Annotated in this window: 11 protein-coding genes and 1 pseudogene; 3 read left to right on the forward strand and 9 right to left on the reverse strand. The window is 67.9% G+C overall.

The genetic code is table 11. The features are described from left to right. Nucleotides 1–21: 21 nt before the first annotated feature. Nucleotides 22–1,581 (reverse strand): serine hydrolase domain-containing protein, encoded by a 1,560-nt coding sequence (locus LE190_RS15540; protein ID WP_225239544.1) that lies wholly within the window; start codon nucleotides 1,579–1,581, stop codon nucleotides 22–24. Nucleotides 1,582–1,817: 236 nt separating this feature from the next. On the opposite strand from LE190_RS15540, the gene LE190_RS15545 reads away from it, so the two are divergent. Together LE190_RS15545 and dacB are read left to right on the forward strand one after the other, a co-directional pair. After that, nucleotides 1,818–3,056 carry a nucleoside recognition domain-containing protein gene (locus LE190_RS15545; RefSeq protein WP_225239545.1) on the forward strand — a complete coding sequence of 413 codons (1,239 nt, stop codon included), beginning with the start codon at nucleotides 1,818–1,820 and terminating at the stop codon, nucleotides 3,054–3,056. A gap of 9 nt (nucleotides 3,057–3,065) precedes the next feature. Continuing rightward, nucleotides 3,066–4,586, forward strand: coding sequence for a D-alanyl-D-alanine carboxypeptidase/D-alanyl-D-alanine endopeptidase (gene dacB / locus LE190_RS15550; RefSeq protein WP_225239546.1), 1,521 nt, complete (start codon nucleotides 3,066–3,068; stop codon nucleotides 4,584–4,586). Nucleotides 4,587–4,600: 14 nt separating this feature from the next. On the opposite strand, the gene LE190_RS15555 is transcribed toward dacB, so the two are convergent. Continuing rightward, nucleotides 4,601–5,539, reverse strand: coding sequence for a polysaccharide deacetylase family protein (locus LE190_RS15555; protein WP_225239547.1), 939 nt, complete (start codon nucleotides 5,537–5,539; stop codon nucleotides 4,601–4,603). Nucleotides 5,540–5,695: 156 nt separating this feature from the next. Here LE190_RS15555 and LE190_RS15560 point away from each other — a divergent pair, with 156 nt between their 5' ends. Next, on the forward strand, nucleotides 5,696–6,169 hold the full coding sequence (locus tag LE190_RS15560; RefSeq protein WP_225239548.1) for a cache domain-containing protein: 474 nt from the start codon (nucleotides 5,696–5,698) through the stop codon (nucleotides 6,167–6,169). Between the two features lie 49 nt (nucleotides 6,170–6,218). Here the strand turns inward: LE190_RS15560 and LE190_RS15565 are convergent, their stop codons facing one another. The 7 genes and pseudogenes from LE190_RS15565 to LE190_RS15595 form a co-directional block, all read right to left on the reverse strand. Then, the gene (locus LE190_RS15565) at nucleotides 6,219–7,214 is read right to left on the reverse strand and encodes an OmpA family protein (RefSeq protein WP_225239549.1); all 996 of its coding nucleotides are present in this window, start codon (nucleotides 7,212–7,214) and stop codon (nucleotides 6,219–6,221) included. Between the two features lie 96 nt (nucleotides 7,215–7,310). Next, nucleotides 7,311–7,922: a M15 family metallopeptidase gene (locus tag LE190_RS15570; protein ID WP_225239550.1), complete on the reverse strand. Its 612-nt coding sequence runs from the start codon at nucleotides 7,920–7,922 to the stop codon at nucleotides 7,311–7,313. 14 nt (nucleotides 7,923–7,936) lie between these two features. Continuing rightward, entirely contained in the window at nucleotides 7,937–8,836 is a 900-nt protein-coding gene (locus LE190_RS15575) for a LysR family transcriptional regulator (RefSeq protein WP_225239551.1), read from the reverse strand. 339 nt (nucleotides 8,837–9,175) lie between these two features. Further along, a pseudogene (locus LE190_RS15580) lies at nucleotides 9,176–9,970 on the reverse strand (N-acetylmuramoyl-L-alanine amidase); the annotation flags it as partial. A gap of 41 nt (nucleotides 9,971–10,011) precedes the next feature. Then, the gene (locus LE190_RS15585) at nucleotides 10,012–10,935 is read right to left on the reverse strand and encodes an N-acetylglucosamine kinase (protein WP_225239553.1); all 924 of its coding nucleotides are present in this window, start codon (nucleotides 10,933–10,935) and stop codon (nucleotides 10,012–10,014) included. A gap of 9 nt (nucleotides 10,936–10,944) precedes the next feature. Further along, the gene (locus LE190_RS15590; protein WP_225239554.1) at nucleotides 10,945–12,543 is read right to left on the reverse strand and encodes a glycoside hydrolase family 10-like protein; all 1,599 of its coding nucleotides are present in this window, start codon (nucleotides 12,541–12,543) and stop codon (nucleotides 10,945–10,947) included. Nucleotides 12,544–12,562: 19 nt separating this feature from the next. Further along, on the reverse strand, nucleotides 12,563–13,705 hold the full coding sequence (locus LE190_RS15595; protein ID WP_225239555.1) for an acyltransferase family protein: 1,143 nt from the start codon (nucleotides 13,703–13,705) through the stop codon (nucleotides 12,563–12,565). Nucleotide 13,706: the final 1 nt, after the last annotated feature.

Consider the following 13,706-nt stretch of genomic DNA (forward strand, 5'->3'; position numbering starts at 1 on the left):
TGAAAAAAGCGGTGGACGGCCTCATTGCTTGACCGGCTGCAGCTCGAGCTCCTGCAGCTTCGGCTCGCGCTCGGGGGTGAGGGTAAAGCGGACCTTCACCGTGCCGCGCTCGCCGACCAGCGGGAAGCTGCCGCGCAGGGCATTCTCGGCCGTGATCGGACCGACCGAGCGGACCTTGCCGATCGGCGCCAGGGTTTCACGCGCCTGCGCGATCCAGTCCTCGCGCGAGCGGTCGAGGAAGAAGTTGTCAGCCACGAGCGTGCTGCCCAGCGCCGCATCCCAGGACTGGACCAGCCGCGCCACCTGCTGCTGGCGCGCCGCCAGCACCGGCGAGACCGCCACCGGCCGCGGGCCGAGATCGGCGCGCTCGGTCAGCATGGTGAGCATGCGGTTGGTGAGCCCGTACACGTTCCCGTAGCGCAGGTTGGAAAAGGCAAAGGTGCCGACCCCGTGCTCGGGCGCGAAACGGTACTGGCTGCCGAAGCCGGGCAGTCCGCCCGCATGGCCCACGGTGACCAGGTCGCGGCTGTCGCGGGTCCAGTCCAGTCCATAGTTGTAGAAGTGGATGCGCGGATTCGGCGTCTTGCGGTCGCTCATCGTTGCCTTGGCGGCCAGGCCCGTGAACGCCTGCGGCAGGTGCATCTCGCGCACCGAAGCGCGGCGCAGCGGTCCCTGGTCCGGATCGTTGCGGGCCGGCCAGGCGTCCAGGTGGAAGGCGATGTAGCGCGCGAAGTCGTCCGCCGTCGTGATCAGCCCACCCATCGCGGCGCCGTCGCCATCGGGCAGGATCGGTTCGGGCTCCCAATGCCCGCGCTCCCAGCGGTAGCCGAGCGCGAGCTTGCCGGGAGCGGCCTGGCGGTATTCCCAGCGGGTGTTGTGCATGCCCAGCGGCCGCAGGATCCGGTCCGTGACATAGTCCTGGAAGCGCATGCCCGCGGCCTTGCTCACCACCTTGCCCAGCAGGATGTAGCCGAGGTTGCTGTATTCGAAGGACTGCCCGGGCGCGCTCGAGAACGACAGGCCGGCGCCGGCCAGCTGCTCGAACCAGGCGTTGGAACGCGCCATCTGGCGGTCGCCCCAGGGATTGTCCTCGGGCAGGCCGCTCGACATGGTCATCAGGTGGCGGATCGTCAGCGCGGGCGAATCGGTGGTCGGCAGCTGTAGCTGGCGCAGTTCGGGCAGGTAGTCGGCAACCGGGTCGTCGAGGCGCAGCCTGCCTTCGTCGCGCAGCTTCAGCGCCGCCATCGCCACGAAGCTCTTGGTCATCGAGGCGATGCGGAATTCCGTGGAGCTGTCCACCGGGATCTTGCGCTCCACGTCGGCCAGGCCGAGCGAACGGACGTGCACCAGCTTGCCATCGAGGACCACGCCGTACACCAGCCCGGGCAAGTGTTCCTTGGCGGCAAGCTCCGCGTAGGACTTGTCGATCTCCGGCAGCAGGGCGGCGACCCGTTCGGCGCGGCTGGCAGCCGGGGCTTGCTGCGCAGCCGGGGCCGGGGTGTCGGCATGGGCCTGGAGGGCGGCAAGGCTGCCCAGCACGAACACGAGGCTGCACAGGCTGGAACGGGATGGACGCTGCATGCTGGTCTCCGGTAAGCGTGGCGATAGGAAAAGATTATGCCCTGATTCTTCCTGCCATTAAAAGAAAGAAGCCCCGCTCCGGCCCCGGGCGGCGCCCTGCCGGAAACGTCCTGCCCTATGAAAACCCCGGGGCTCATAACTTTTGAACATGGCGCTGTTGCATTCTTTCATCCTTGCAGCTTATTCCCAGCCTATACTCTCGCTGCACAATCGTAGGACTCAGCGGCGGCAATCACATGGCACTCAATTACATCTGGACCGGTTTTTTCCTCGTCGGCTTCGTGGCGGCACTCGCGCAGTGGCTGTTCCTGGGCGACTCCGAAATCTTCAAGCGCATCATCGACGGCACCTTCTCGTCAGCCAAGATGGCGGTAATGGACATCGCCCTGCCGCTGGCCGGCGTCATGACGCTCTGGCTCGGCATCATGAACGTGGGTGAAAAGGCGGGCGCCATCAACCTGTTCGCACGCGTCATCGCGCCCTTCTTCTCGCGCATCTTCCCCGGCGTGCCGAAGGACCACCCGGCCAACGGCCACATGGTGATGAACTTCTCGGCCAACATGCTGGGACTGGACAATGCCGCCACGCCGTTCGGCTTGAAGGCGATGGAAAGCCTGCAGACGCTCAACCCCAGCAAGGACGAAGCCAGCGACGCCCAGATCATGTTCCTGGTGATCCAGACGTCCGGGTTGACCATCATCCCGCTGGCGATCATGGCCCAGCGCGCCATCCTGGGGGCGGCCAATCCCGCGGACATCTTCATCCCGACCCTGATCGCCACCTACTGCTCGACCATGACCGGCATCATTGCGGTCAGCCTGCGCCAGCGCATCAACCTGCTGCACCCGGCCGTGTTCGGCTGGATCGGCGGCCTGACGGCGCTGATCGGCCTGCTGGTCTGGTACTTCACGGTCTTCCTCGACAAGGCGCAGATCCAGCTGGTGTCGGTGGTCGCCGCCAACCTGATCCTGTTCTCGATCATCGCCGCCTTCATGGTCGGCGCACTGGCCAGGAAGGTCAACGTGTTCGAGGCCTTCATCGAAGGCGCCAAGGGCGGCATCGAGACCTCGCTGCGCATCATCCCCTACCTGGTCGGCATGCTGGTGGCGATCAGCGTGGTGCGCAACTCGGGCATTCTTGGCCTGATCGTCAGCGGCTTCGCCTGGATCTGCACCGCGCTCGGCCTGCCCACCGACTTCGTCGGCGCGCTCCCGACCGCGCTCATGAAGCCGCTGTCGGGCAGCGGTTCGCGCGCCATGATGATCGATGCCATGACCACCTACGGGGTCGACTCCTTCGTCGGCCGCCTGGCCAGCATCCTGCAGGGCGCGGCCGACACCACCTTCTACATCATTGCGCTGTATTTCGGTTCGGTCGGCATCCGCAAGACGCGCTATGCGATCGGCTATGGCCTGCTGGCCGACCTGGCCGGCGTGATCGGCGCGATCTTCGTCGCCTACCTGTTCTTCGGTTAAGGAGTGTCCATGCTGCGCCGTTTCGTTCTCGCCTCCGTGCTGTGCGCCGCGTTCGGCGCGGCCCATGCCCAGCTGCCGGCCCCGGTAGCCCAGATGCTGGCCCAGCAGGGCCTGCCGGAAGACGCACTCGGGGTGCTGGTGCTCAAAGGCGACAGCGTGCTGTTGTCGCACGGGGCCGACCGGCCGATGCAGCCGGCATCGACCATGAAGCTGGTGACCACGCTGGTGAGCCTGGAGCGCCTGGGCCCGGCCTTTCGCGCCCGCACCGAGCTGCGCACCAGCGGCCAGGTCGATGGCAGCGTGCTGCGCGGCGACCTGTTCCTGAAGGGCGGCGCGGACGCCGACTTTTCCGGCGAGGCCCTGGAAACCATGCTGCGCGCGCTGCGCTACCGGGGCATCAGCCGTATCGAGGGCAAGCTGGTACTGGACCGCAGCCTGTGGCAGCCGGCCCGCATGGATCTCGGCCAGCCCCCCTTCGACGAGTCGCCCGAGGCCTATTACAACGTGATCCCGGACGCGCTGCTGGTGAACAAGAACATGCTGCAGATCGACCTGCGTTCCACGGCCAAGCGCCTGCAGCTGCAGATGCAGCCGGCGCTGGACCGGGTCTCGATCGGGTCGAGCATGACCCTGGTCGACGCCGACTGCGCCAGGTGGGAAGACGGCTGGAAGCTGCCGGAAGCGGTGCGCCAGCAGGATGGCCGGATCAAGGTGCTGCTGCACGGCACCTTCCCGAAGGACTGCGCGCGCAGCTACAGCATCAATGTGCTGGACCGCGATGACTACCTCGAGCGCCTGTTCCGCCAACAGTGGAAAGAGCTGGGCGGGAAGTTCAGCGGCACGGTGGTGGCTGGCAATACGCCGGCGGATTCGACCCTGCTGGCCGAGCACAGCTCGCGCCTGCTGCCGGAACTGGTGCGCGACACCAACAAGCCGTCCGACAACCTGCTGGCGCGCACCCTGTTCCTGAGCCTGGGCAGCCTGGCGCCGGAAGGGGCCGCGACCAGCGCCGTCCCGACGGTGGAGGGCGAGACGAGCTTCGCGCGCGCCGACGCCGCGGTGCGCGCCTGGATGCGCGCCCAGCGCATCGACGATGCCGGTTTCGTCATCGAAAACGGTTCGGGCCTGTCGCGCCTCGAGCGCATCACGCCCCAGCAAATGGCTTACCTGCTGCAGGCCGGCCTGCGCAGCCCGTGGATGCCGGAATTCCTGGCCAGCATGCCGATCGCCGGCATCGACGGCACCCTGCGCCGCCGCCTGCAGGGCAGCCCGGCGGCCGGCCGCGCGCGCCTGAAGACCGGCACGCTGCGCAACGTGGTGGCGCTGGCCGGCTACGTGCCGGACGCGAACGGCGTACAGAACGTGTTCGTCGCCATGGTCAACAGCGAGCAGGCCGGCAACGGACGCGGCCGCGCGGTGCTCGATGCGCTGGTGGACTGGGTGGCGCGTTCCGGCGCCGCGCCGGGGGCGGAAGTGCTGCCCGCGCCTGCCATGCCTGTCCTGCCTGAAGCCGCCGCAGCGGGGCGCTAGAGGCGCTGGTGGCGCTAGAGGCCCTGCTGGCGCAAAGCTTCGATTTCGAAGTCGCCGTCGTCCATCAGGCGCAGGCCGATGTCCTGTGTGCCCAGGCCGAGGCTACGCCCCATCGAGATCAGCAGGCTCTGCCCGGGCGCATTGCGCTGCGGTTGCAGCTGGTAGACCGGATCGGCGAAGGCCTCGGTCGGGGTGGTGAACTGCCAGCCCATGTCGCTGAACTGGCGCAGCACATCGTCCAGCCACAGTGCATTGATCAGGTTATGGTGCAGCAGCAGGACCTGAGGGATGTCGCGTCCCTGCAGGCGCTGCGCCAGCTCGCGGTAGGCCAGCGCGCGCTGGCGGATGTGCGCCAGGTAGGCCTGGCGGATCGGTTCCACGTCGGCCTGCGGATCCCTGGCCAGCACCTCGGCCAGCTTGTCGTTCAGGCGCCAGTCGCTGGTGTCGAGCGAGACATAGGCGTTGCGGTAGCCCTGTCCGCGCAGGAAGGCGCGCATGCCGTCGCGTTTGTCCGGCGTATTCCCTTCGCGCAGATAGGTAAAGCGGAACCATTTCTGGTAGCCGGGCAGCGTGGCGATGATGCGGTCGCAGTCGAGCAGCTCCTGCTGGTAGCGGGCCAGCGTGGTCTTCGCATTGTCCAGATCGGGGTGGCTCATTGTATGGTTGCCGATCGCATGTCCAGCCTGCCCCCAGGCGCGCGCCAGCGCCAGTGCTTCCGGCTTCACCGCTCCATTGCCCGCGGTGACGAACAGCGCCGCCTTCACCTTGTGCCTGGCCAGCGCGGCCAGCATGGCCGCGTTGCGCGCCTGCGGCGACAGGCGTGGAGTGGCCGCCAGGCTCGGGCCATCGTCGAAAGTCAGGGCGACCGATTGCGCCTGCAGGCCAGGGGCTGCCAGCAGGCAGGCGCCGGCAAGCGCGGTGAGCAGCCAGCGCAGCAACAGGACATCGGACATGGCTCGCTCCATCCAGAAGAAAACGGCACTCTAGCTCCCGTACTGGCTTGCTGTCCAGCTGGCTATTGAAGCAGCGCAACACTTTCTGCTTTTGGTGCCATTGAGCAAGCATTCGACTGCACACTTGTCTTCCCGGAGAACGACACAGGAGCACACATGAAGCTTGCCAAGACTGCAGCACTGTTGGGACTGGTCCTTGCCGCGCATGCGGCCGCAGCTGCGGCTGCGACTGCCCAGGCCACCGAAAAAGAAGCGGTAGCGCTGGTCGAGAAAGGCGCCGCCGTGCTGCGCACCGAAGGCAAGGCGCGCATGATCGAGCGGATCAACGCCAAGGACCCGGCCTTTTATCTGAATGATGGCGCGCTCTACCTGCACATGCGCGACGCGAAGACCGCGGTCATGCTGGCGCACCCGGCCAACCCGGCCCTGATCGGCAAGGACCTGCTCGACGCGCCCGACACCAACGGCAAGTACTACCGGCGCGAGATCGTCGAACTGGCCGCCACCAAAGGCAAGGGCTGGGTCGACTACACCTACAAGAACCCGGCTTCCGGCAAGATCGAGCCGAAGACGACGTATATCCTACGGGTGGGCGACGTGACGCTGGAAGCGGGAATCTACAAGAACTAGACGTACAGTGCCGGGCCGCCGGTGCGCGTCGGCAGCGGCACGCAAGCCGCTACTGCTTCACCAGTTCGACACGCCGGTTCTTCTCGCGGCCAGCTTCGTCATCGTTCGACGCGACGGGCGCATAGGCGCCCACGCCCTTTGCGCTCAGCCGCTTCGCGTCGATGCGGTATTCGGAGGCCAGGATGGCGACCACCGCCTCGGCGCGCTTTTGCGACAGGTCGATGTTGTGCGCCGGCGCGCCCTGGTTGTCGGTATGGCCGACGATGTGCACCTTCAGCTTGCCGTCCTGCTGCAGCAGTCTGGCCATCTCGCCGAGCGCTTCCTTCGATGCCGGTTTCACCGCGGCCCGGTTGGTGTCGAAATACACGCCATACACGGCCGCCCGCCCTTCCGAGGCGATGCTGCGCGCCATCTCGTCCGCGCTCAGGGTGGCGGCCACCTTGCCGGTCTCCATCGGCTTGCCTTCGACGATCTGCAGCGACACGCCGCCCAGGTCGCCACGCAGCGGCGGCGCCACCAGCAGCGCCACGTGGACGGCGGTGCCGTCGGCTTTCGCGCCTTTCGCCACCAGGTAGCGCGGTTCGGACAGGCCGGAATTGAAGGCATTGCGGAAGGTCGAGCTGTTCAGGAAGCCGTCCCTCAGCAGATAACTGCTGTTGTAATACGACCCCAGGTAGCCGCAGGCTTCCTTTTCACAGGTATAGACCACCTTCATGCCGGCCTTCGCCAGCGCGGCCTGGTAATTGCGGAACACCTCCAGGCCGGAGCGGTCCGTTGGAAACACGTAAGCGATGCGCGTGTATTTTCCTTCCAGCTTCAAGGCCTGGTCGAGCAGCAGCTTGTTGTTCTTGAAATAGGGGCGGCCAGTGGGAAGCTCCGCCTCCTCGTACTGCATCTCGCTGTACCCCACCATGACCGATCCGCTGAAGCGCGAGAGCAGCGGATGGTCCTTCCCGCCTTTCACGTCCTGGAATGCCAGCTGGGCAAAAGCGCCCGGCGCGATGGCGGCACCGCACAACAGGACCAGCAAGGGATGCATGCGCATAGTGATCTCCTATCAGTGAAAGAAATGGATTCTATTCACAAAGATGCAATATTTGCAATTCCCGGCGGGTAGGGGGATGGTCGGGATTGTCGTGGATCAGAGCACGCGGCGGTAGGTGGCGCGCACCAGCTCCCGGTCGCCGCAATCGAAATGCCACCATTCGGTATTGATGCCGACGAAGCCGGCCTGCAGCATCGCGCTGCGCAGCAGGCGCCGGTTGGCCACCTGTTCCTCGCTGAGTTCGCCGGTCATGAGAAAGCCTTCCTCCAGCGCCGGGTGCGACAGGTTGGTCATGTCGTCGAAACCGGTGCCCATGTCGAGCTCGCGGCCCGCCTCGTCCAGCAGAGTGATGTCGAGCGCCATGCCATACGAGTGGATCGAGCCGCGTGCAGGATTGGCCAGGTACATCTGCAGGCCGGTGCCGGCCAGCGTGTCCCACAGCTGCTGCTGCACGCGCTGCGGGCGCAGGGCGTCCAGCACCAATGCCGTGAAGCCGGGCCGGTGCCCGGCCAGCCAGGCCACCACCCGTTCCAGCGCGGCCGCCGCGTCGCGGTGCAGCCAGGCGCAGTCGAAAGGGGAATACAGGTCGCGGCCGACGAAGTTGTTGCTGCTGGCGTAGCGCAGGTCGATCGCGATGCCGGCGATGCTGGTGAGGTGGCGGAATTCAGGGCTGCCGGCGATGTCCTCGCTGGCGACGGTCAGGCTCATGGGCGATTTTCGGTTCAGGCTTTGTCGAGACAGGCGCGCGCGGTCGCGCCGATGCAGTTGGCCAGCTCGCGCGCCCCGTGCGACAGGGGGGAATGGCTGGCGCTCAGCAGGTACAGGTGCACCGGCATGGTCGGCGACCAGGTGCGGCACTGGACCCTGCCTGGGTCGGCCGAGGCGGCCGTGAACGGGTCGAGCACGGCCAGGCCGGCCCCGGCTTCCACCAGCGAGCGCGCGATCTGGTAGGTCTGCACCACCGTGTGGTAGACCGGCTGCACGCCTTGCGCTTCGCAGGCCGCCACCACGATCTCGCCCAGCGGGTCGCCGTCGTTCAGGCCGATCAGTTCTCCGCTCAGGCCATCGGCGGTGAAGGGTTTGGCCAGTTCTTCCACGCTCCAGGTGCCGGCGGGCGCCATCACGGTGAGGTTGCCGTGCGCGATCGGCTCGGCCACGATGCCGGGGTGGCGCGGATCCTGCAGCGACAGCGCCAGGTCGGCTTCGCCCAGGCGCAGCGCGTTCACGATCTCGCTGGTGTGGTGGGTCGCCAGCTCGCAGCGCGCCTGCGGGAAGTCGCGCCGCCACACGGTCATCGCCTGCGGCAGCACGCTGATGGCGATGGTCGGTGTCGACACCAGGCGCACGGTTTCGACCGCCCGCCCCTTCAGGCTGGCGGCCAGGCGGCGGATGCCCTGCAGGTCGCGGTTCAGCTTCTCGGTTTCGGCGAACAGGCGATGCGCCTCGGGCTTCGGATACAGCTTGCCGCGCACGCGCTCGAACAGCGGCATGCCCAGCTGCAGCTCGGCATGCTGCAGCACCTTGGTCACCGCGGGCTGCGAGATATGGAGAACCTGGGCGGCACCGCTGATGGTGCCGACCTGCATGATGGCGTGGAACACTTCGATATGACGCAGGCGCATCGCTTTATCCTTCAGTAGAGACTCCGCGCGCACGGCGCGGATTTTCCGAAGGATACAGGGAAAACACGGACGCGGCGACCGTCATGGGGTGTTCACGGCAGCCGGCGTGGCCGGCACGACGGCCGGGGCCGGGACTGGCGGCGTGGCCGGGGTCGGCACAGCCACAGGCGCGGGCATGGGGGCAGGCGGGACCGGGGTTGGTACCGGCAGCGGCGCGGCCGGCGCCGGTGCCGTCTCGGGCACCACCGGCACTGGCGGCGTGGCGGGCGGCAGCGGCGGCACCGGCGCGGTGGTCACCGGCGTCGGCACCACCGGCAGCGGCGCATTGGCCGGCGTGGTCAGCACTTCGAGCAGGGCCGCGGTCTCGGCATCCGGATTGCCGGCGAAGTCGGAAGGCCGGTACTTCATCTGAAACGCGGACAGCACGGTGCGGGTCTGCTGGTCCAGCATCCCGGTCTGCTGGATCGCGAAGCCGTGGGTGGCCAGCTTGCGCTGGAACCAGAACAGGTCGGGCAGCGTCGCCTCGAAGATCGGGCGCACGTTGGCGACGCGGTTCGCGTCCGGCCACAGCACCAGGCCTTCCTGGGCCAGGCGCTGCCAGGGGAACAGCGGCCCCGGGTCCTGCTTGCGCAGCGGCGCGATATCGCTGTGTCCGAGCACGTTCTCGGGCGCGATGCCGTGGCGCTGGACGATGTCCTTCAGCAGCGGCAGCAGCACATCCATCTGCTCCTGCGGGAATGGATAGAACAGGCGCCCGCCCTCGGGCGTGCTGGTCCAGCCGGGGTTCACGATCTCGATGCCGATCGAGCTGCTGTTGAGCTGCGTGTAGTTCTTCCAGCTCGACACGCCGGCGTGGTAGGCGGCGCGGTTCTCGTCCACCAGGCGGTAGATCACCGGCTGCGGTCCGTTCGTGACCAGGTAGTGGGCGCTGACCTGCTGCTCGGTCAGGATCTTGATCGAGCTCGGGTTGTCCGACACCGTGTAGTGCAGCACCAGGAAGCGCGCGCGGCTCGACTGGCCCTTGGCCGTGTAGGTGGTGTCGATCTTCGGGCCGGTCGGTGCAAGCGGCGTCGGTGGCGTGGTAGCGCAGCCGGCCAGCAGGGCCAGGAGGGCGGGGACGAGCAGCTGTTTCATCGGATGAAATCCTGTGGGTTCATGGGTTCGGGGTCATGGGTTCAGGTGATGGATTCGGCCGCCAGGCGCGCGGCGGCATAGTGCGCGCGCAGGCTGGCCTGTTCCAGCACCGTGTCGGGCGGCAGCGCCGCGCGCATGGTGGTGGCGATCAGCGGGTGCAGTTCAGCGGCGCGTCCGGCCAGCGCTACCGGGCGCGGGCCGAAACGCCCGATCAGGGCCTGCGCCAGGCGCGCCAGTTCGCGTCCCGCTTCCTGCAGGATAGCGGCGGCGGCCGGGTCGCGTCCGGCGGTGGCGGCCACCGCGATCGCCAGCTTGCCGACTTCGCCGCGCTCGCGGCCATAGATGAACTGGCGCGAAAACGACCAGTCGGCGCCGCCCACGTGCTGGAACACGGCATGCGCCATCGGCGAGGCTTCCCAGGCACCCGGGCACTCGTCTTCACGGCGCCAGATGTGGCGCAGCGCTTCGCGCGCGATCCAGAAGCCGCCGCCGCCATCGTCCAGCACCACGCCGCGCCCGCCGGCGCGATGAAAGCCATGGTGCTCGTCGATGTAGGCGCCGATCGAGCCGGTCCCGGCGTACACCAGGTAGCCCTGGCCGGGCCGGAAGCTGGCCAGGTAGGCGATCTCGATGTCGTTGCTCAGCACCACCGCGCCTGGCGCCAGGCCGAGCAGCTCGCCCAGGCAGCGCTGCAGCGCACCGCCATCCTCGCCGAAGCCGGTGATGCCGGCGCGCACCGCGGCCGGACGGCCCTGGGCCAGTACCGCGCGCGCGATCGTCTCGAACACGGCGTGCACCGTTTCGCGCCCCTCGGCACTGCCCATCTGCAGGGCTGACAGGCCGGACGCCGTGCCCTCGGCGCGGATGCGCCCGTCCGGGCCGGCCAGGGCCCAGCGGGTCTGGGTGCCGCCGGCATCGATGCCGAGGCCGAGGGGACTGTCTTGCTGCTGGTCGGGTGGATGCATGGCCAGATCTTACGACGGCTTGCGCCACGCGTGCACGCGCGCGCCCTCGTTGCCGAGGCGGTCGATCGCGCTCACCACCACCTGCTCGGCGGGACCGAGGCGGGCGTCGTCCGGCACCGTCCAGTCCACGCGCGCGGCCGGCACCACCGTGAAGCGCCATTGTCCGCCGTGGCGTGCCCAGACCGCGTAGCGCGCCGTGGCCTTGCCGGCCTTGAGCCTGAGCGCGATGCCGTCCTTGCCGCGCGTGGCCGCGACCAGGGGCGTGCCGGGCCCTTCGGACTTGAGCCAGGGCGTGGCCGGCACCAGGGCCTGGCCCTGGTAGGTACTGGCGCGCAGCTGGTCGCTGATGCCCTTGCGGTTCTGGCTCAAGGCCACCATGCTGAAGTGGACGTGGCCGCCCGCCTGCGGGCGCTGGCGCGTCAGCGCGATCTGTTCCACGATCTCCTGCGGCTCGTAGTTCACGGTCGGCGCCGGTGCGCCGATGCGGCTGGTGAACAGGCCCGGCCACATGTGGCGGCCCAGCGGGTTCTGGGCGATCCAGTAGTCGAGCAGCACCGGATAGGACTGGGCGCTCTGGCGCACCGGCCAGTACAGCTGCGGCGTGAAGTAGTCCAGCCAGCCCTTCTCCAGCCACAGCTCGGCGTCCGCATACAGCTTGTCGTACTGCGAGAAGCCGGCGATGCCGGGCGGGCGCCGGTCCGGGCGGCCCAGGCCGAAGGGACTGATGCCGAAGCGCACCCAGCTCTTCTCGCGGTGGATACCCTTGTACATGGCTTCGATCAGGCGGTTGACGTTGTCGCGCCGCCAGGACGCGCGATCGAGCTTGCCGCCCCCTAGCAGGTAACGTTCCCAGGCCGGGCCGTCCGGGAAATCGAGTTCCGCTTTTGCTGTGGGCTTGCCGTCCAGTGCCTGGGCATTGCCCGCCACGTCCGGCGCCTCGATCGGGTAGGGATAGAAGTAGTCGTCAATGTGCACGCCGTCGATGTCGTAGCGGCGCACCACGTCGAGGATCACGTCCATGGTCTGCTTCGAGGCCGCTTCCTCGCCCGGGTCCATCCACATGAACTTGCCGTAGCGCTTGACCGCGGACGGGTTGGTGTTGGTGATGTGGTTCGGCGCCGCCGGCGAACGCGCGTTGTCGTGGCGCGCGCGGTAGGGGTTGAACCAGGCGTGCAGCTCGAGGCCGCGGGCATGCGCTTCCTTGACCCAGAACGCCAGCGGGTCGTACATCGGCACCGGCGGCTTGCCCTGGGCGCCGGTCAGGTATTCGGTCCAGGGTTCGATCTTCGACGGGTAGATGGCGTCGGCGGCCGGCCGCACCTGCAGCACGATCGCGTTCAGGTTCAGCGCCAGCGCGCGGTCGAGGATGGCGAGCGCTTCCTGCTGCTGGACGGCGGCGGGCAGCCCTGGCTTGCTCGGCCAGTCGATATTCGCCACGGTCGAGACCCAGGCGGCGCGGAATTCGCGCGGCGCCGGCGGCGGCAGCTCGGCGGGGGCCGGTTCGGACACGGTCGGCTGGGTGGTGCAGGCGCTGAGGAATCCGGCCAGCGCCAGCGCGCTACCGAGGGCGCCGAGCGTGAACGCGCGTTTGTTCAGGTTGGGCTTCACATGCGTTCCTTTGTACTTTCTAGACTTTGACGAACCACCGCTTGCGCCACATGGCATACGCGATCGCGAACATGCAGGCGTTGAAGAGGATGGCATATAACAGGGAGGTATTGGCGGCGCCCAGCGGCAGCGCCTTGAGCGGCGCGTACAGCACCCGCCCCAGCGACAGCTGGCTGCCGTCCGGCTGCGCCAGCTTGATAAAGCCGAGCATCTTGGCGACGAAGCCGGAGAAGGCGAAGATGAACAGCGCGTTCATGCCATAGATGACGAAGGGCCGGGCCCAGGCGGCGGCGCGGGCGCGCACGGCCGCATGCGGGTTGGCGTCGAGCAGCCAGTAGAACAGGCCGAAGGCGAGCAGCGCCCAGCCGTTCATCCACAGGCAGTAGGACACCGTCCACAGGCTTTTATTGATCGGCATGAGCAGCGCATCGAGGGTCGATCCCAGCGCCAGGAACACCAGGCCGGCGCACAGCGTCCACGCCGTCTGCTCGCTGCGCGGCAGCTGCGCCGCCAGCACGCGACCGGCCAGCACGCCCAACAGCTGGCTGCACAGGGCCGGCAAGGTGCTGACCAGGCCTTCCGGGTCCCAGGTTTTACTCTGCACCCACAGGTGGCCATCGAGCAGCAGCCGGTCGACCCAGGCGCCAAAGTCCTGGCCCGGCTCCAGCACGCCGGCCCCGATGCCGGGTACCGGCACCCACAGCATCAGTACCGCATACAGCGACAGCAGCAGGGCGATCACGGCCAGCTGCGCGCGCCAGCCGAGGTAGACCACGATCGGCGCGGCCAATAGCGTGCACAGGGCGATGCGCTGCAGCACGCCCGGAATGCGCACGTGCTCGAAGTCAAAGCGCGGGACCAGGTTGAGCAGGAAGCCGATCAGGAAAATCAGGGCGGCGCGTTTCGCCAGCTTGACCAGCAGGCGCGGCTTGTCGGCGCCGGCGGCGGCCAGGCGGCCCAGCGAAAGCGTCATGGCGACGCCGCCGATGAACAGGAAGAAGGGGAAGATGCATTCGGTGAAGGTCCAGCCATGCCACTTGGCGTGGGCCAGCTGCGCGTGCAGGTTGCCCCAGTCGCCCGGATTATTCACGAGCACCATGGCGGCGATGGTGAAGCCACGGAAGGCGTCGAGCGAGGTCAGGCGCACAGGTGCGTCGGGCATT

Origin of the sequence: Massilia hydrophila (assembly GCF_020208145.1) — a bacterium.
GTDB lineage: Bacteria > Pseudomonadota > Gammaproteobacteria > Burkholderiales > Burkholderiaceae_D > Telluria > Telluria hydrophila.